Source organism: Bradyrhizobium sp. CCBAU 45394 (assembly GCF_028128655.1).
GTDB lineage: Bacteria > Pseudomonadota > Alphaproteobacteria > Rhizobiales > Xanthobacteraceae > Bradyrhizobium > Bradyrhizobium diazoefficiens.
Genome location: NZ_LBIX01000170.1, coordinates 87361 through 104978, shown reverse-complemented (window position 1 = coordinate 104978; position 17618 = coordinate 87361). Strand labels below are relative to the sequence as shown.

The window sequence follows — 17618 nt, the reverse complement described above, 5'->3', positions numbered from 1 at the left end:
TGTTCATATAAGAAGCTGCGTCAAGACAAATTCGCAGGGCCGGTGTCAACTAGCCGTTTGTGGTAAGAAAATCCCGGAACGAGCCGCGCTCGTAAGCCCGCTCCCGCACGAAGCGAAACATCGCCAGGAAATGCTGCGGCTTGAGATAGCCGGGTGCCCGCGCCACCTCCCGCGCCATCGGCTCCTTTGCCTCAATGCCGTTGGACGATGGAGGAAAGAACTGGAATGTCGGGGTGAACCTGATCCCGTATTTCTGGGCCAGATCCTTCTCGGACAATTCCTGGCGATCGAAATCCGTAACCTTGCGGGAGCCGATCAGATTGAGTTGCAACACCTCGAAATTGTCGCGAATGTAGGTCGTGATCGCCGCATCGGCAAAGTTTACCAGATGCGTCTCACGGCAATAGGGGCAGCCGCGCAGCTCCCACATGATCGCAAGGCGCTTGCCGCCGGCGGCAGCGCCTTCGAGGTCCTCGCGCAGATCGAGGAAGCTCTGCAGAAACCAGGGCTCGTGATAGAGCCCATCTTCTCCAAGCGCCGGCTCAGCGGCCGCCTCGCCGCGGCGGGCGACAAGAGCCGCGCCCGATGCTAATGCGAGAAAGCCGCGTCGCGTCAGCCAGCCGGGCGACGTCAGGGATTTGTGCTTTGGAAGGATCTTGCGCATCGGTCACTTTCATTATGATATTCATATCTACGAATGTGACAAGGATTTCCGATCTTGCGCTGCATCATCGCCCGGTTGGCATGGCTGACGTCGAGCGCGCTCATTCTCGGCGCGGAGGCCGGCAAACCCACGGATTTCGTATCGGTGGTGGGGCCGATCATGGATAATCTGCGCAGCGCGGCGAGCTATGCGCGCACCGGAAGCATCGCGCTGGCACAGATGGAGACCGACGCGGCGGCGGCCACGTGGAAACGGCTTGAGCCAAACGCGTCCGGTCCCCTGCCCGCTTATGCTCCGGCCGCACTGGCGGAATTTCTTGGTGACGGCGGTGAACGGCTCGCGGCCGCAACGCGCGCGCTGGACGGCGGCGACAATGTCGCCGCCGGTCGCGAACTGCTTGCGCTGCGCAGGTCCTTTCATGAACTCAGGCGTCGTTCGGGCCTCTACGATCTCGGCGACTGCGTATTCGAGATCGCGCCGGCCATGGAAAAGCTACGGGTGGCGGCCACGCGGTATGGCCAGCAGCCGGCGCAGGCATACGCCGAGGAAACCGTTGCCGCCGCAAGCGCATTCCGCGATCGTCTGCAGCGCTGCAACGAATGGGCAAGCACCGAGATCGCCGGACAAGGCGAGTTCCGCCGCCTCATAGACGGCGCGATCGCGAGCAGTGGAGAGATCGCCCATGCAGCGATGGCCGGCGAAGGGCCGCTCGTGCATCGTTACCTGATCGAACTGCAGTCCTATGCCCAACTGCTCGATTTCCGCTACGGCTAGCTCAGCCGATGGTGGTCAGCCCCGGAAAACGCTCCAGCAGCCACTCTGAAACCGCCGGCATTAGACCGGTCAAGAACATCAGGCCGGTCGCGACTAGAAAGACGCCCATCGTCTTCTCGACCAGGCCAAGATGCCGGCGCGCGCGGCCAAGCGCGACAATGAACCTACCGGTGAACGCGGCCGCGATCAGGAACGGAATGCCGGTCCCGATTGAATAGGCGAAAAGCAGCAGGGCTCCTCGTCCAGTCGTGTCCTCCGAGCCTGCCATCAGCAGGACAGCGGCGAGAATGGGGCCTGCGCAGGGCGTCCAGCCGAACGCGAACGCCAGGCCCATGACGAAGGCCCCCGCCACCCCGGCCGGCCGGTTGTCGACCTGCACCGTCGCACTGCGATAGAGCAGCGGAATCCTCAGCACACCTAGAAAATGCAGGCCCATGACGATGATCAGGCCGCCGGCGACGATGCCGAGCGTTGAGAGATGCGCGGAGATGAGGCGTCCCGCGAGCGAGGCGGTCGAGCCGAGCGCGACGAAAACCAGCGAGAAGCCCGCCACGAAAGCGAGTGCGGAGACCAGGATGCGCGGCCGCAGGTCGGGCTTGCCACCGGAGAGATCGTTGACCGAGACGCCGGCCATGTAGCAGAGAAAGGGCGGGACCAGGGGCAGGATACAGGGCGACAGAAACGACAACAGCCCCGCGACGAAGGCCGCCCCCAGCGTGACGTCCAAGGTCATTGCGTCTCATCCCTAGAACATATGCGAATTTAATGATATAAAGCGCCAAGGAAGTCCAGAGGTCCGTTACGCAGGATGAACAGAATCATCGCCTGGCTCGCAGTCATTGTCGCGCTCGCGCTGTCCGCAACGGGATCGCGCGCGGCCGAGCTCGTCATGTTCGAACGGGCCGGCTGCGTATGGTGCGCACGCTTCAATGCCGAGATCGCGCCGATCTATGGCAAGACCGAGGAAAGCCAGACCGCGCCGCTGCGCCGGGTCGACCTGAATAGGCCCCTGCCCGCCGACCTCGCCGGAATCGATCCCGGCGCCTTCACGCCGACCTTCGTCGTGGTAAAAGAGGGCCGTGAGATCGGGCGCATTCGCGGTTATCCGGGGGATGCCTTCTTCTTCGGCCTCTTGGACCGGATCCTGTCCAGCACAGGATCCGAACCGGGCAGGTCGTGACCGCTCTCAAGGATTTTACTCAGGGGAATTTGAGACGATGCCGCTGCCAAAGCTGAAGGAGATCGAGGGCTCCGCCGAGCTCGAGCAGATGATGGAGAAGGCACGCGAGGCGAGCGACATGCTCAAGGCGCTATCGCACGAGTCCCGCTTGCTGCTGCTCTGCATCCTCGCCGAGGGCGAGAAATCGGTGACCGAGCTCGAGCAGTTCCTCGGCGAACGGCAGTCAACCGTCTCCCAGCAGCTCGCGCGGCTCAGACTCGATCGGCTGGTCACCACCCGCCGCGACGGCAAGGCGATCTACTACAGCCTCGCCAACGAGGACGTCCGCAAGATTCTCACCGCCGTCTACGACGTGTTCTGCGAGCCGGTGCGGCGGCGCCGCCGGTAATTTTCCGTTCTGGATTTTCGCGCCTTCCCGGCGCAGACTGTCTAACAAGCAGAACGAACATCTCCGGGAGGAATGCTGGGCCCTTCGACCATAGCGTTTGCATGCGGGCTTGCCGCCGGTGCCGTGCTCGGCGTTTCCGGCCGTGCGGGCCGCTTCTGCACGCTCGCAATGCTCGAGGATGCGTTCTTCGGATCGGATTTTCGCCGGCTCAGATCCTTTGCTCTGGCCGCGGCGGTCGCCCTGCTTACGACCCAAGCGCTGGCCGAGTTCGGCATCGTAGACCTGTCGCGATCGATCTATCTCACAGCATCGATCGGCCTGGGCGGCGCGATCATCGGCGGGTTGATGTTCGGCGTCGGCATGGCGCTGGTCGGCACCTGCGGTTTCGGCACGTTGGTGCGCATCGGCGGTGGCGATCTGCGTGCCATCGTGGTCTTTCTCGTGCTCGGCCTGTCCGCGCTCGCGACTATGCGCGGCATCACCGGCATGCTCCGCGTGAAGCTGATCGAGCCATTGTCGGTGCGCCTCGCCGAAGGCAACAACCAGACTCTGACTTCACTGCTCGGGGCCGGCAGCACGACGCATGCAATCCTCGTCGTGTCGATTGCCGCCGCGCTCGCTTTCTGGGCACTCGCGGATGGCCGGCTGATCCGGTCGCCGCGACTATTGGTTTCCGGTCTTGCCGTCGGCGCCGCGATTGCGTTCGGATGGTTCGCGACGGGGTGGCTCGCGGATGACGAATTCGATCCCGCGCGCGTCTCCTCGCTCACCTTCGTTGCCCCGCTTGGCGACACTATCCTTTACATTGCCACCTTTTCCGGCGCGCGGTTGAACTTTGGCATCGGCTCGGTCGCCGGCGTCGTCGCCGGCTCGTTTGCGGCCGCCATGCTCGGGCGCGGCTTTCGCTGGGAGGCTTGCGACGACGCCCGTGAATTGAAGCGTCACATGAGCGGCGCGCTTCTGATGGGGATAGGCGGGATCATGTCAATGGGATGCACCATTGGCCAGGGATTGACCGCATTCTCAACACTCGCTCTCTCGGCGCCGATCACAATGCTGGCGATTGCCGTCGGAGCGCGGCTCGGGCTTGAGTTCACGATGACGGGCGAGTGGCTGCCAGCAGTGCGCAAGCTGTTCGGCGTCTCGACGTAGTGGAAAACCACCGCTTCTGCACGGAAACATTTTCCGCCCTACTCAACTCTCGCGAACGTCCGCGGCGAGATGAAAAGCGGCAGACGCGTACGCATTCACCCCGAATAAAAACCGTCGCCGTCAACGGGAGCCGTGTCGATCAAGCTCATCGATGGGAGCCGGAAACAATTCCCGGATTGATGCCGACGACGTTCAACCCGCACTGACTTCCCAAACGACCGACACGCTCCCACTGATTGGTACTGCGTCCAGAGTACATTGACCAGGCCGACATGCTGGCTTGTCCGACGTTCATGGCGATCGGCGTCATCATGTGGAGACGAAATTCGGCTTCGTAGCGAGGGGCCGTCGCCGCGGCAGATCGGCAGCGCGCCAGCTTCTCTCTCGGATATCACTCCTTGGTGGCGCCAGCAGCGTGCGTCGGGCCGCGCTCTACCCCACGATTACCAGCGCGAGCAGGCCGGAGCCGAGCAAAGCGACGCCCGCGAGCGTAACCGCCAAGAAAGCAAGAGATGTGAATTCCTCACGCATGGATGTGTGGCCAAGGATTCACCATGCTCCGACCATCACAAGAGTGGCGATGCTCAAAGCCGAGCAGCACAGAATGATGACTGGCGCGACTAAATCTTGGTGAGATCGCATTGCTGGCTCTCCCAGTTAGAAGGCTTGGAGATAGTAGCTCGGCAATGTGTTTCCCTGACTTCGAGGTTGCTGGAAAGTGGTTTCAATCCGATGTCATTTGTTTCGTCTTCGCGCGGGCGAATGAAGTCTCCTCACGGGTTCGCGAACGCGAAACGGAACCAGAGACCGATTCTCCCAATCTCGGATCAAACCTCAGGATGACGCCTCGTCCGGGTTGATTTTTGACAGACACAGTTGTTCCGAGGCCTCGATCTGGCGTACGCATCTTTAGGGTGAACCGTCGTGCGCGGCCCCGCGCCCAGGGCTGGCGCGACTGAGACCATCTGCGGATGTCCCGGTTCGATGCTGCTGCCCTTTTCCTCAATTGACACAGGGCTCGCTTATCGGCACGGTTTACGTCCATATCCATGCTGGAATGATTTGCAGATCCGGCGGCGTCGGCCCGCAAACGCGCAGCGTGCAACACGACCGCCTCATTTGATGCTCCGGGCGGAACAACCGCTGAAGTTGGTAGATGGCTCCATCGAGAACGGATACGGGCCGGCTTAATCACCAGATGGAGGATGATCCGTCCCGCCCTCATCCGCACGCCACCGCTTATCCCCCGGCTGACGATCACGTCGCCGAGGACCGAGGGCCGCAGCCACGCACCGATCACGGCAACAGTGCGCCCATAATTCACCCGTCTCACGAGGCCACCGCCTTGTCGTCCGCGCACTTCGGTTCCGGGCAGGAGGAGTCCGGACGTGTGACAGCGATCGCGAATTGGATGCAGCGAGGACGCCGCATCTGGCGCGGGCACCTTCAACGCGATCAACTTCCCGAGGCGACCGGAGGCTCGATGGGAAACATCGAGCGCTGGTTGCTCGCGTTGCTGAGCGTTCTCGTCATCGTGAGTTGCGTCTGCGCGACCATTGTCTTGATGCAGGCCACGGCGCTCAAAGCGGAGATCGCCACGCTGCAACGCGAAATCATCGCGCTCAAGCTACGCGTAGCCAGGCTCGATCAGATCGCAAGCGCCAATGAGGCCCGCGACAAGCCAAGCACCGAAGCACCCAAGCCGCCGGCCGAGAATCGCCCCGACCAGACTGCTCTCGTCCTGTCGCGCGAAGAGATTCAGCTGATCCGCGACTACATCAAGCCCGCCCCGGTTGCGGGCTCCGCGACCGAACAGATCAAAGTCGGCGATCCCGTCACGGGAGAAACAATCCCGTTCCCCTCTCCGATCACGGAGAAGGTCCGCAAACTACTCGGCGCGAGATTTACCATCCGCAACGGCGTGATCGTCATCACCCGAATCGGCAGCCGTCACGCTGATGTTGTGATCGGGCCCAATTGATGAGAGGCCGCTCACGCCACGTGCAGCCTCCCAAAGCACGTTAGCGTGCATATCCGACCAGCATCCGCCCTTTGCTGGTAGTTATTCCACCTATGGCTGATTATTCGGCGGCCTTTCAATGAACCGACGGCTACCATTGAGAAGCTCAAGGTTATTGGCGATAACCGGGTTACCCGGATCTAGCGAATAGGCCTTTTCAAACTTCCGTCGCGCCGCACTCAGATTGCCGCGCAGCATGTACGAATAACCCTGATCATTCAGGATCTGAACGGTCTCGCCCCCGAGCCGAATCGCCTGGGCATAGGCCTGATCAGCCAGGTCAAAACGACGCAGGCGGTCATAGCTTGCCGCGAGCCCAACCCAGGCCGTCACGTCCTTCGGCGATTTCTCGACGGCGTCCTTGAAATAGCGCTGGGAGATCCCGTAACTGCCGCGGTTGAAATGCTCCAGCCCCAGCCGCACGGGCTCGTCCGAAGGATAATATTTGACGTCGGTCGGCTCCTGCACGGGGTCTCCGCCCGGCGGCTCCACGGGAGCGACGATCGCCGCGTCTCTCAGCGTGGTCTCACACCCCGCAAGGCCGGTCGCCAACCAGCAACAGGTCAGCATAAAGATGATGCGCCGCATAAATCTTGTCCCCGCCCGGCCCATCGGAATCACTGAAATATCATCGTTGAATTACCCAAAGCTCAGGCCCCTTGGCCCCTTTACCTGCTCGGTGCGCCGCCGACCGGCACTGATACGCCGGCAGACGATCCAGCCCCCAATCCTTCTATATTGATGTTCTGCGTCGGCGTCGTCCGCACGCCCATTTGCCTCGTCGCATCGCTGATGTCGGGAAGCTGATCCACCGGCTGCTGTGTCTTGCCATAGCGTGTGACGGCGGCACCGACGCGCCGAGCGTCATACGCGATCCTGCGGTCACCGACGTATCGCGGCCACGGATGGATCGTGTGCGTGACGGCGTTGACCTGCTTGGCATCGCCGGCGGTCATCGTGATGGTATCGGAACGCTGGAAGTAGCGGTCCATCTCGTCATGACCGGCGAGGCCGTAACATCCCCCGAGCAGCAAGGGCGCGAACAGAACCAGATACCTTATGGTCATCTCTCGCTCCTAGTTGAGGGTCTTTACGACCGGCTGGTCGACAACGGCGGCCGGGGGTGGAACGGGCGTCCGGAGCTCAGGAGCGATGATGTGGCCGTACGGGCCCTTCACGTCGCCGCCGGAATTGACGTAATCGTTGTAGCGCTTGCGGACTTCCATCTGGCCATTGAGGAAGAAGTCGACGTCATTGGCCGGAAGACGGGAGTCGAGCGGAGATGCCAGTTGCTGACCGGGCGCCGCCGGCGCAACCAGGCGCGGCGTGACGATGATGACGAGATCCGTTTCCTCCTGCTGGTACGATTTGCTGCCGAACAAGCTTCCAATCACGGGCACCGACCCGATCCAAGGCAATTGCGAAACGTCCTGGCGATTGCGGGTCTGCAGCAGGCCGGCGATGGCGAAACTCTGGCCGTCGCGCAATTCGACCGTCGTCCGCGCATCGCGGCGAGTCAAAGCAGGAACTGTCGTCCCCTGAATGGTCACCGCATTGGAAAAATCAAGCTCGCTGACCGACGGCTCCACCCGAAGGTTGATCACGCCGCGCGAAAGAACGGTGGGCACGAAGGCCAGTTCAACGCCGAACTTCTTGTAGTCGATGGTGACAGTGGGAAAACCGGTCGTCGTCGTGTTCGGAATCGGCACTGGAAATTCACCGCCAGCCAGGAAGCGGGCGGCATCCCCGGAAAGCGTGGTCAAATTCGGCTCCGCGAGCCGGCGAACCAATCCTTTCGTTTCCAATGCGGAGATCAGCAAGTCCACCGAGCCGCCGCCAGAGGTTCGAACGATGCTGGTCAACAAACTTCCAAACGGGACAGGAGCTATACCGCCCGCGGTACCCAAGAGCGTTCCCGCCGTTCCGAGTATCGGAAGACTGCCGGTAGGAGAAGCACCAACAGGCGTACCGCCAGTATTACTAAGGGGGTTTTGGACCGTATTAATACCACCGATCGGCTGCCGGCCCGTCGCGCTAGTTGCACCACCAAGCCCCGTATTCCCGACATTGGTCCCGTTGGCATTCGCCGCATAAAGGTTCACGCCCAGGTTACGACCGGCCTGCCGGTTGACCTCGAGAAAGCGCACCTCCAGCATCACCTGCTGCGGCGCCGCGACGCTCATCGCGTTGACGACGACGCCCCCTTTCGCAACGGTGCTGGTGGCGATCGCCATGGCCCGCTCAGCCGCAACCGCGTCGGTGGCGGTGCCGCTGAGCACCACCTGGCCCTCGGAGGCCGAGACGCGAACGCCCTGCATGCCGGTGCTGGACCGGATGTTCTGCTGCAGATTCCCGGTATCGATCACGACCTCGACGTCGAGGATCCCGATCTGTTTCATCGACGAGTCGAACAGGATGACGTTGGTAGTGCCGGTCTGCTTGCCCTGGACGTAGATCAGGTGATCGCTCAGCGACTTCACGTCGACGATGTCAGGCGAGCCCGCGACAATCGTTGCAAAAGGCGAGTCGACCCTGAAGGTGCGTGACTTGTTGACGACCACCTTGACCCGCTGGACGTCGTTCATTTCGCTGACGAAGACGCCGCCGCCGGAGGAGCCCCGCCGATCCGCAGCCGCGGCGCTGTCAACGGAATTGAACAGGGCAAGCGTGGCGCCAAGAGCCATCACGCCCAAGGCGGGAAGCCCCCCTACAGTCTTACCTGAAACGCGACCGCCACCCATTCGAGTCCCCCCACCGCGATCCGCGGCAATCCCCCGCAAATCTACGTGCTCGACGCCCCTAACAGCTCCCCTCCGCGCACCACGTCGCAGAGTTTACATTCCATCCGATTACAAATCGTTATTTCGTATTTCCAAGATCACATCCCTCATTCGGCCTCCTTGCAAGAAGAGAGGCTTACCGCACTGCGGCAACAGCTGAGAAAACTCCCCGATGTTGCCAGCCTGCACCACTTTTTCCCGTTTGCTTGGAACCCTCCTGCTGCACAAGCGCGCAGGCGTCCCGCCGGCGCCCCGCTTTGGCGAGTTCCTTGGCAATTTTCGGAAGATCCGTTCGGACAACCGCGACTCACGACTTCCTCTTGCCGAAATCCAGACGCGTTCTGGAATGGTTGCCTGGTTCCACTAAAAGGGAATTGTGGTGGACGCGCTCGGCGCGTTCAACGCCGTGCCCCAGATCGGCATCAGCATGTTGAAACTCGGCTGCGATGCCGTAACCGTCAGTGCGGAGGCTCCGGTCGTCGTGTTCAGCGTCGGCGCGAGACCGCCGCGATACAGGAACGGCGCCGCGTTCTGCTTGCCGGTTGGGGACAGGGGATCGCCGGTGCAGGACGGCGACTGAGGCGGGCTTTGAAGCAAGGCAGGCGTGTAGCAGTTGATCATGACCGCCCGGGCGCCGGCGCTCGCGAGCGTCCGCAAAGACTGCATCGTGATTGCATAGCGTCCAAGATCGAAGATGGCGAAGATCAATGTGAAGAACGACACGAAGACGAGGATAAATTCGAAGGCCGCGAAGCCGCGATTGTCGAGCTTCCTCATCATTGCACCAACGCGACAACTTGAGTGTGAACGATGGTGGCCGGATCACACCCCTGCGTGCTCAGGTAGCCGCCACCGCTCATGTCGAGCGTTTTCGCGATCACTTGTGAACAAGTCGTATTGGTACTGGCAGTCGTTCCGGCCCAGCTAACGTCGACGTGGGGGAAGTACACGGTCCCGCCCAGGCTAACCAGACCATTACCGTTTATGGTGACCTTATTGCTGGTCTTGTCCGGAGCCTGATCATCAATCAGGACGCCATTCAGATCCGACGAGAAACTGTTGGTCGCAGGTGCGGAGAGGTCAACTGTGCCCCCGGTGATGGAAAGCTTCGTGTCTCCGAGCAGTACGAGGGTTACGCCTGTCCCTTTCAGTTGTCCGCCGGTCATCTTTATAGTTGCGTTGTAGAAGAAATATGTTCCCGGGTCCAAAACGTACTTATCCCCGTTCGACACCGTGAAGTTACCGTAAGCTCCACTCCCCGCGCTATTCGGCGCGCAATGCTTCCACCCATCCGCCTGAACAGGACATACCGGGTTTGTATTGCCAGTCCTGCTGTTGAACGATTTGGTGTCCAGTTTGCTGAGCGGATTGTTTGCGTACGGCATGAAATAATTGTGCGGCACGCTGACATTGCTACAGGAGCCTGAGGGGGTGCAGCCACTTGCACCATAAACGGCCCATCCCGAACCGGTGAAGGACGGAGTGCTGGCAAGTTGAACACTGGTGTCCGACATTATCGCGCAGCCAGTTCCGTTGTTGCTGAGGTTACCAGCAAGCTTGAGCGCGCCTGAGTCAGGTCCAAGCGCCAAGGCGCACACCTTGGTCGGCTGCTGGACCAGCGCAATGGCTTGGGAGGGGATGTTGACGGTCGTCAAACCCAGCACTGCCGCCAGGTAGGCGGGCTGTTGCTGGCTGACCCTGGCGCGAACGGCGTTGCCGACGCCCGCGGCCGGCGTTGTGAACGTACCGGCATTGTAATCGCCGATATCGATCTGCACTGCCCGCGAGATTCTGCTCGGAAGGCTCGTCGCACAATTGGTGCCCGGATAGGCGGTGTCGCCAGCGTTGCAGAACGCGTTCTGTGCCGCGAATTGCTTGCCGCGATAATCCACTGATTGTGCATCGCAGGCCGCATTGGCAATATTGCATGAAAGCCGCAAGGCGCCCGAGTAGGCGGCCGCGTCGGCGGCGTTCTGCGTGTGCTGCTTGGTGACGTACCACGATCCCGCCTCGGCCCCGAGTGCGACCACGCCGATGAGCGGCACAAGGGCGATGACTGTTACGAATGCGACCGAGCCTCGTCTGGAACGGAGCAGATTACGCATGGAAGCACCTACTGGAAGCGTTCAGAGGAAGGCAACGTGTACGTACAACTGTTCGGGCACAGCACCGATCTCAAGACAATCGGCGCCAAAGTGACCGTCGTCGAAAATGTAATGTACTTGGGAGACGCAATATTGCCTGGCGAGCAGGTCGCGCCTGCGTCACCGCATTTGACCTGGATGTTGCCGATCGTATAACCGGCGACTGTCGTCTGTAGCCCCGGCCTCCAGGTCACCGTGCCGTCGGGGCCGAGCGGATTGTAGTACTGGACATATTGCCCGAAGCTGCGCAACGCCGACCAGGCAGAGATAAACCGGAAGCTGGCAGCGGCCACGTCGGCGAGCGGCATGAGCAGGAACGACACCAAGAAAATGTAGACGATGATTGTCTCGAACGCGACGGCGCCGCGTTGATCCGTGATAAAAGGCTTTTTACGACACGCGCGCCTGCCTCGATCGTTACTCGCCACTTCCGATCGCCGAGTCCGGGCAGCGATTTGGACGATCTCCATGACAATTCGGCCACGCATAGCCACTCACCAAATATAAGGGACCACTCGCCAACGCGACGCTTCGTAGCTGGAATACTCCGGGCAAGTGCGGCGAAGCAGGTCCTCCTCGTAAAGAATTCGGCATACCTGGATGCTGATATGCAGGACCAGCACGATCACCGTGACCGGTGTCAGGTATTGCAGCACGACGCCCAGCACCACGATTTCTTCTGCGGCATAGAGCGGGTGCTTGATCCATCGATACGGACCGGTCTGCACCACCGAACGCGCCTGTGGCACCAGACTGAACGATCGACCTAGATGCCGGATAGTGACAAGCATCATGATCGTGCCGACCAGCACGCAGGCTGTCGATGCCAGGTTTGGCAGCGTTTCCTCGGTCTTGCCCAGGAAGCTGATGGTCCATGGCAAATAGCTGCCGACGAACGCCGCTATTCTTGGAAGCAGGCCATCTGCGTGCGCCTTTGCCGGCGAGCGGGTCATGATCAACAGCGCCAGGAGCACGTAGAAAATGCCGAGGCAAAAGCCCGACAGAAGCGATGGCCATGGATCGGCAAGCGACGACCCAACCTTGATGGCGACGCAAAGTGCCAGCAGCATGAACCACAGGCTGCCGAACAGTTGCATGATCCGATCGTAAGAACAGTTCTTCGACAGGGCGACTGTGCTCATGGCTACTTCCCGAAGCTGGCGAACGAACGCACGAGGTGCAGAATGGGACTTCCTCCCATGATGACGAACATGGCCGGAAGCAGGAACAGCACCATCGGGATGGTCAGCTTGGCGCCCAACTTGTGCGCCCTTTCTTCGAGCTTGGTCATACGTTCCCGCCGCAGGTCGACGGCGATACTGCGTAGCGCCTGGCTCAACGGCGTTCCGTATTGCAGGCTTTGGCTGATCATTGTGCCGAACCGGCGAAGCCCCTCTGAGGTAGCTGCCAAATTATCGAATGCGTCGATGCGATTCGGCAGCATCCGCAGATCCTCAAGGAGACGGTGCAACACCCAGGCCATGGCGGGATTGGACGGTTTCATCTCTTCCGCGACACGTCCCAGCCCGCCCTCCATGCCCATTCCCGCTTCGCTGCATACAACCAGCAAATCAATCATGTCCGGCGTGCCTTGCCGAATGGCAGCATCAAAACGCCGTTTCATCACCGACAGAATCAAGCGCGGCCCCATAATTCCGACCACCACGCCCATGAGCGTGAAGATCACCACATCGGCAAGTGCCCTTCCCGAAAGCTTCGCAAGAAGCAACGCAATCACCGGGAACAGGAACATGCTGACGACCTTGACGCCGATCCAGGTCGGCAAGGTTCGATGATGATTGAAACCGGATGAGTGAAGGATCGTTCGCAGCTGATCCAGATTCTCCTCGGCGTAGAAGCGCCGATACCGCATGCCGAGCCATGAAAACCAACCGGTCACGTCCTGGAAGGGTGCTGACCGGTAAGGCATGCCCAGCACGGCGTTTGACACCCGTGTATCCAATGCACGGACGTGCATCTCGCGGATGATCAACACACAGGTCGCCGTCCCAGCTGCCAACGCGAGAGCCACCAAACTGAGACTAAAGGTCATAGTTCTGTTTCCCGTCTGACCATCCAACTTATCACCAGGTGCCCGACAAGCACTGAGGCCGCTGCGTAAGCAAGGAGCTTGTTTCCAGTCGGATCAGAGAACAATAGATCGACATTCTGCGGATTGGCCGTGTAGAGCACCCCACCCGCAATCACGGGCGAGATTGCGAGTGCTCGTGAGGAAAAGATCACCTCTCCTGCCAGTGCCTTGGCGCGAGCCGCCAGCGCAACACGCTGACTCACGGTGTCTCCCAGCGTCTGCAAGGTTTCGGCCAAGCTGCCGCCTGACTTCAACTGGACTGCGAGTGTCACCGCAAACATCGCATACTCCGCCACTTGCGATCGCTGATAGACTGCTTCGACGGCCTCCTCCGGAGCTCTCCCCAGATTCATTTCGCTGCATACGATGGCAAACTGCCCAGCCGTTGGTTGCGGCATCTCGCGCGCGATGGTGCGAAATGCTTCATGCACAGGCAGACCCGATCGAACCGTACCTGTCACCAGCTGGATCGCGTCAGGCAGCTGTCGAAAAAGTTGAACGGCGAAGCGACGTTGCTGCCATCCGAACAGACCTCGCACGACCACCAAGGCAGCAATTGCAGCTACGACAGACGCGTAGAGAATGGAGAATCCCAGCTGGCCGTTAGCATAAAAGATTGCGGCTACCGTGATGGCGGCGGCAACTAGCACATACGCCGGATGCCAGGCGTGAACCATCTCGGGCCTGTAATTGGCTAGGCGGCGGAGAAACAGAGGCCCGGCTCCGGTCTCCGACCGGCGAATGGATGGCAGGTTGGCCGGATGGGAGGGCGGTAGAGCTATCGCCAGTTGGCGCTGCATGCGTCGTTCTCGACCATCGAGCCACAACGAACTGACTGCCGCGCACATCGCGAGTGCCAGAACAGCGAAGATCACCGACTCCGATATCATATTTCCCTCACGGCCTCGGCCCAAGCGCGATCAAGCCCGAAATAGACAAGACGGCTTTTGAATTTCGGGACTGCCAGGGTGGACCTGTAGGTGCCCGATATCCGCCCGTGCTCATCCTCTTCGTGGTACTCGAAGGCTGCGATGTCATTGGTGGTGATCACGTCCCCTTCCAGGCCTATCACCTCGCTGATCTGAATAATGCGACGCTGTCCATCGCGCATGCGTTCGACTTGCACGATGATATCCAGCGCAGCGACGATCTGGGTTCGGATGGCCCGCGACGGCAGATTGACCTGTCCCATCTGCACCATGTTCTCGATGCGGGTCAGGGCATCGCGGGCGCTGTTGGCATGGACCGTGGAGATCGAACCATCATGGCCGGTGTTCATTGCTTGCAGCATGTCAAACGCTTCAGCACCGCGGACCTCACCCACGACGATCCGGTCAGGACGCATGCGCAGGGCATTCCACAAGAGATCGCGTTGTGTCACCAGCCCCGTGCCTTCGAGGCTGGGAGGCCGGGTCTCGAGGCTGATCACGTGCGGCTGCTGAAGCTGCAACTCGGCCGCATCCTCGATGGTGACGACGCGTTCGCTGTGATCGATGAACTGGCTCATGGCGTTGAGCAGCGTCGTTTTGCCGGACCCGGTGCCGCCCGAGACCAGAACATTGAGCCGAGATCGGGCGGCAATCTCCAGCAATTGTGCGACGGCCGCGGTCATTGAGCCGTTTTCGACCATCCCGGCGAGGTCCAGACGGCGGCTTGGAAATTTTCGGATCGAAATGCAGGGGCTATGGATCGCCAGCGGCGGAAAGATGATGTTCACCCGGCTGCCGTCCGGCAAGCGGCAATCCACCATCGGACTGGATTCATCGATGCGCCGACCAACTTGCGCGGCGATTTTCTGCGCCACCGATGCAATGTGATCATTGTCGCGGAATCGCACCGCGACCCGCTCCAGCTTGCCGGCTCGTTCGACATAAACGTTGCTCGGTCCGTTGATCATGATGTCGTTGATCGATTGATCGAGCAGAAGCGGACGCAGCGGCCCGTAGCCGGTCATGTCGTCCGCAATCTCATCCGCCAGTTGAAGCTGTTCACGACCCGAAAGCTCGAGCCGTTCTTCGTTGGCGATTCCATGGATGATTTCCTCGATCTGCCGCCGAAGGACATCGCGCGAAACAGTCGCGGCCACCGCTGGCTCAATCTGCTCGATGACCCGCTCGCGGAGCGACGCCGACATCAGGGGCTGCGGAAGCGAAGGTTCGTGCCTGGGCCCGGATGCAGGCAAGCTCGGCATCGACGCAGGCAACGGCGTCAATGCGGGCAAACGAGCTGGCGTATCGTCGTCGCGCCTACCAAAGATCTTCATAGTCCGAGCAGCCTCCTCAGCCGTCCCTTTCGCTCGACGCCGAGCCCCGTGATCTCCCGTACGATCGGGGCGAGGTGACGTCGCAGTCCTGATACGTGCTTCAGCGCTGGAATTCCGAGATTGACCGCCTGGGTCATTCCCTTTCCGAGATCGGGAACCACCATGTCCGGCTCTGCGCCCAGAGCCTTGACAATCGTAGCCCTGGGAAGGCCCCCGGGCCGACCGGCGCGGTTGAGCAAGGTGAAGACCCGATCCTTCCCGGCGATGTTGGTGACGGCGGCGCGCAGTGCATGGGCATTGCGAAGTCCGGTTACCTCGGCTTCCAGCAGCACCAGCACGTGACGAGAAAGAGTGATCACCGGATGGATGGACGGCGGAAACGGGACCGGTACATCGACAACGATGTAATTGAACCGCTGGCGGAGCAGGCCCAACACGTGCCTCACGCCCGCTTCAGTGATGTCGAGCTGCGCATCCAACTCCTCATCGGCGGAAATCAGGCAAACCCGCTCGTTGACCTCGATTGCGGCGCGCTCGAGGAACAACGTGTCCGCCCGCATCGGGTTCTCCAATGCGATGCGCAGCCCTGGTCCGGGCTGAACACCCAACATCACCGCCGTTTCGCCGCCTTGCAGATGAAGGTCGAGCAGCGCGACCTTGGCCTTGGTAGTCTCGGCAAGCTGCAGCGCGAGATTGATGGCGATACTCGTTGCGCCGGCACCACCCTGCGCACCACAGATCGAGATCACATGTCCGCCACGATCGACCGAACCGTGCGTCGCGTCGCCAAGCAGCTTCGGGCGGAGCTGGTCCAGCACCATGTCCCGCGTGAGCGGCCTCGGCAGGTACTCGGTCAAGCCGAGCTCCATAAGCTCGCGGTAGAAGGTGATCTCCCTGCTCTCACCGATCAGAGCCACCCGGACATCGGGTGGGCAGACGCTGGCCAGCTTTGCCAGTTCGGCAAATGGATCATCGATTCCACTGATGTCCGCCACCAACGCGAATAACTCGGTGTCGGTTTCGAGCATCCGTATCGCATTGCGGATCGTGCCACGCCTGATCGATATGTTGCTGCCTTCGAGGCCCTTGCGCAGAGCCGCAGCACTAAGCTCGTCGTTTACAAAACAGACGATCCGGTTGCGTGCGACTACAGATGTAGCTTCTTCAGGCGAACTGACGACTGCAATGTTAACGCTCATCAACGTTTCTCCAGCAACTTGCCTGCCTGAACCACCATCGTCGCACCCCGGCGGGAAACTTCCGACCCATCGCAGTTGACGATGGTGGCGCTGTCGCCCGTGTCCTGTTTCCTGACTGAGTATTGCTTTGTCTGTCCGCCGGAATGAACGACTATCGCTGCAGTCCGGCCGGCAATTGCATTCTGGCGGGCGATTTCCGGCGACACATCGCAGCTGGACATGGCGCCAGTGTCCACCGTATCCCACTGCTCGACGGCTGCCCGTACAGCCAGGGAGAGCGTTCCGATCTGCTTTGCGACCGTGACCTTCTTGACCTGGTCTGGCGCAAGCTCCAACGACACAGTTTGCGCTTGCTTGCCGGCCACCGAGGTTATGGTTCGCCCGCCCTGCACAATCTCCTGATCAATCGCAATGACCCGAACATTTGCCAGAACAGTCTCGCTCATGGCCCGACGCGCGGGATCTGCCTTCTCGAACACCTGGGTCAACAAGACATCGACATAATCGCCCGGCCTGATCAGCCCCGAGACGCCGGACTCCTCGTCCACTTTGATGCTGATTGCACGGCTATCCGGTGCCAGGACGCTGGCCAGGAAACCCCGATCTCGCGGTCGCAATACGTCCTGCAAGGTGATCGGACTGCCAACGTCGACGAACTTGCGAACCAGAGAGCCGGGAAGTCCGGCCTTCGAGTCGGGCGTTTCCAGAATCGCCCCTGCCGGAAGACGTTCAGGCGGCACCGAGCGTACGACGAAGTCTTCTTCGCGGGCCAATGTGCCTTTCGACAGCGGACGTGCCGCAACAAAATACCCGACAGTCGAAGGAGGCGCCGGCGCCGGCCCCTGCTCGGTGACCGCTACCGGAACCTGCTTCGGCAGGTTCATGTTGTAGGCAATCAGCCCGAACGCAGTGGTTGCGAGCAACAGCACCAGGATGATCGAGAGGCGCAACGCGGATGACAT

Annotated in this window: 19 protein-coding genes; 5 read left to right on the top strand and 14 right to left on the bottom strand. The window is 60.9% G+C overall.

Features of this window, described 5'->3' with window-relative positions:
- Positions 1 to 49: 49 nt before the first annotated feature.
- Complete coding sequence (locus WN73_RS27440) at positions 50 to 664, bottom strand: SoxW family protein (RefSeq protein ID WP_011086294.1); 615 nt, start codon at positions 662 to 664, stop codon at positions 50 to 52.
- A 54-nt stretch (positions 665 to 718) separates the two neighbouring features.
- Between WN73_RS27440 and WN73_RS27435 the strand changes: the two genes are divergently transcribed.
- Positions 719 to 1438, top strand: a complete 720-nt coding sequence (locus tag WN73_RS27435; RefSeq protein ID WP_271555422.1) for a hypothetical protein — start codon at positions 719 to 721, stop codon at positions 1436 to 1438.
- Position 1439: 1 nt separating this feature from the next.
- On the opposite strand, the gene WN73_RS27430 is transcribed toward WN73_RS27435, so the two are convergent.
- The gene (locus WN73_RS27430; RefSeq protein ID WP_011086292.1) at positions 1440 to 2171 is read right to left on the bottom strand and encodes a cytochrome c biogenesis CcdA family protein; all 732 of its coding nucleotides are present in this window, start codon (positions 2169 to 2171) and stop codon (positions 1440 to 1442) included.
- Between the two features lie 75 nt (positions 2172 to 2246).
- Here WN73_RS27430 and WN73_RS27425 point away from each other — a divergent pair, with 75 nt between their 5' ends.
- The 4 genes from WN73_RS27425 (at position 2247) to WN73_RS27410 (ending at position 6139) form a co-directional block, all read left to right on the top strand.
- Positions 2247 to 2618 (top strand): thioredoxin, encoded by a 372-nt coding sequence (locus tag WN73_RS27425; RefSeq protein ID WP_271555421.1) that lies wholly within the window; start codon positions 2247 to 2249, stop codon positions 2616 to 2618.
- Positions 2619 to 2655: 37 nt separating this feature from the next.
- Positions 2656 to 3006, top strand: a complete 351-nt coding sequence (locus WN73_RS27420; RefSeq protein ID WP_011086290.1) for an ArsR/SmtB family transcription factor — start codon at positions 2656 to 2658, stop codon at positions 3004 to 3006.
- A 72-nt stretch (positions 3007 to 3078) separates the two neighbouring features.
- Positions 3079 to 4158 carry a YeeE/YedE family protein gene (locus WN73_RS27415; protein ID WP_271555420.1) on the top strand — a complete coding sequence of 360 codons (1080 nt, stop codon included), beginning with the start codon at positions 3079 to 3081 and terminating at the stop codon, positions 4156 to 4158.
- A gap of 1483 nt (positions 4159 to 5641) precedes the next feature.
- Positions 5642 to 6139, top strand: a complete 498-nt coding sequence (locus WN73_RS27410) for a hypothetical protein (RefSeq protein WP_231166682.1) — start codon at positions 5642 to 5644, stop codon at positions 6137 to 6139.
- Positions 6140 to 6229: 90 nt separating this feature from the next.
- Here the strand turns inward: WN73_RS27410 and WN73_RS27405 are convergent, their stop codons facing one another.
- From WN73_RS27405 to cpaB, 12 genes are all read right to left on the bottom strand, one after another.
- The gene (locus WN73_RS27405) at positions 6230 to 6766 is read right to left on the bottom strand and encodes a tetratricopeptide repeat protein (protein WP_028171935.1); all 537 of its coding nucleotides are present in this window, start codon (positions 6764 to 6766) and stop codon (positions 6230 to 6232) included.
- 80 nt (positions 6767 to 6846) lie between these two features.
- Entirely contained in the window at positions 6847 to 7245 is a 399-nt protein-coding gene (locus WN73_RS27400) for a hypothetical protein (RefSeq protein WP_271555419.1), read from the bottom strand.
- Positions 7246 to 7254: 9 nt separating this feature from the next.
- The gene (locus WN73_RS27395; RefSeq protein ID WP_271555418.1) at positions 7255 to 8919 is read right to left on the bottom strand and encodes a type II and III secretion system protein family protein; all 1665 of its coding nucleotides are present in this window, start codon (positions 8917 to 8919) and stop codon (positions 7255 to 7257) included.
- A 402-nt stretch (positions 8920 to 9321) separates the two neighbouring features.
- Entirely contained in the window at positions 9322 to 9738 is a 417-nt protein-coding gene (locus WN73_RS27390) for a TadE family protein (RefSeq protein WP_271555417.1), read from the bottom strand.
- On the bottom strand, positions 9735 to 11063 hold the full coding sequence (locus tag WN73_RS27385; RefSeq protein WP_271555416.1) for a pilus assembly protein TadG-related protein: 1329 nt from the start codon (positions 11061 to 11063) through the stop codon (positions 9735 to 9737). The genes WN73_RS27390 and WN73_RS27385 overlap by 4 nt, the downstream gene beginning before the upstream one ends.
- 8 nt (positions 11064 to 11071) lie before the next feature.
- The gene (locus WN73_RS27380) at positions 11072 to 11572 is read right to left on the bottom strand and encodes a hypothetical protein (RefSeq protein ID WP_271555415.1); all 501 of its coding nucleotides are present in this window, start codon (positions 11570 to 11572) and stop codon (positions 11072 to 11074) included.
- 24 nt (positions 11573 to 11596) lie between these two features.
- On the bottom strand, positions 11597 to 12244 hold the full coding sequence (locus WN73_RS27375) for a methyltransferase family protein (protein ID WP_271555414.1): 648 nt from the start codon (positions 12242 to 12244) through the stop codon (positions 11597 to 11599).
- Between the two features lie 2 nt (positions 12245 to 12246).
- Positions 12247 to 13155, bottom strand: a complete 909-nt coding sequence (locus tag WN73_RS27370; RefSeq protein WP_271555413.1) for a type II secretion system F family protein — start codon at positions 13153 to 13155, stop codon at positions 12247 to 12249.
- Complete coding sequence (locus WN73_RS27365) at positions 13152 to 13994, bottom strand: type II secretion system F family protein (RefSeq protein ID WP_271555412.1); 843 nt, start codon at positions 13992 to 13994, stop codon at positions 13152 to 13154. The genes WN73_RS27370 and WN73_RS27365 overlap by 4 nt, the downstream gene beginning before the upstream one ends.
- 86 nt (positions 13995 to 14080) lie before the next feature.
- Positions 14081 to 15457: a CpaF family protein gene (locus WN73_RS27360; RefSeq protein WP_060911419.1), complete on the bottom strand. Its 1377-nt coding sequence runs from the start codon at positions 15455 to 15457 to the stop codon at positions 14081 to 14083.
- On the bottom strand, positions 15454 to 16656 hold the full coding sequence (locus WN73_RS27355; protein ID WP_271555411.1) for an AAA family ATPase: 1203 nt from the start codon (positions 16654 to 16656) through the stop codon (positions 15454 to 15456). The genes WN73_RS27360 and WN73_RS27355 overlap by 4 nt, the downstream gene beginning before the upstream one ends.
- Positions 16656 to 17618, bottom strand: a complete 963-nt coding sequence (gene cpaB, locus WN73_RS27350) for a Flp pilus assembly protein CpaB (RefSeq protein WP_271555410.1) — start codon at positions 17616 to 17618, stop codon at positions 16656 to 16658. The genes WN73_RS27355 and cpaB overlap by 1 nt, the downstream gene beginning before the upstream one ends.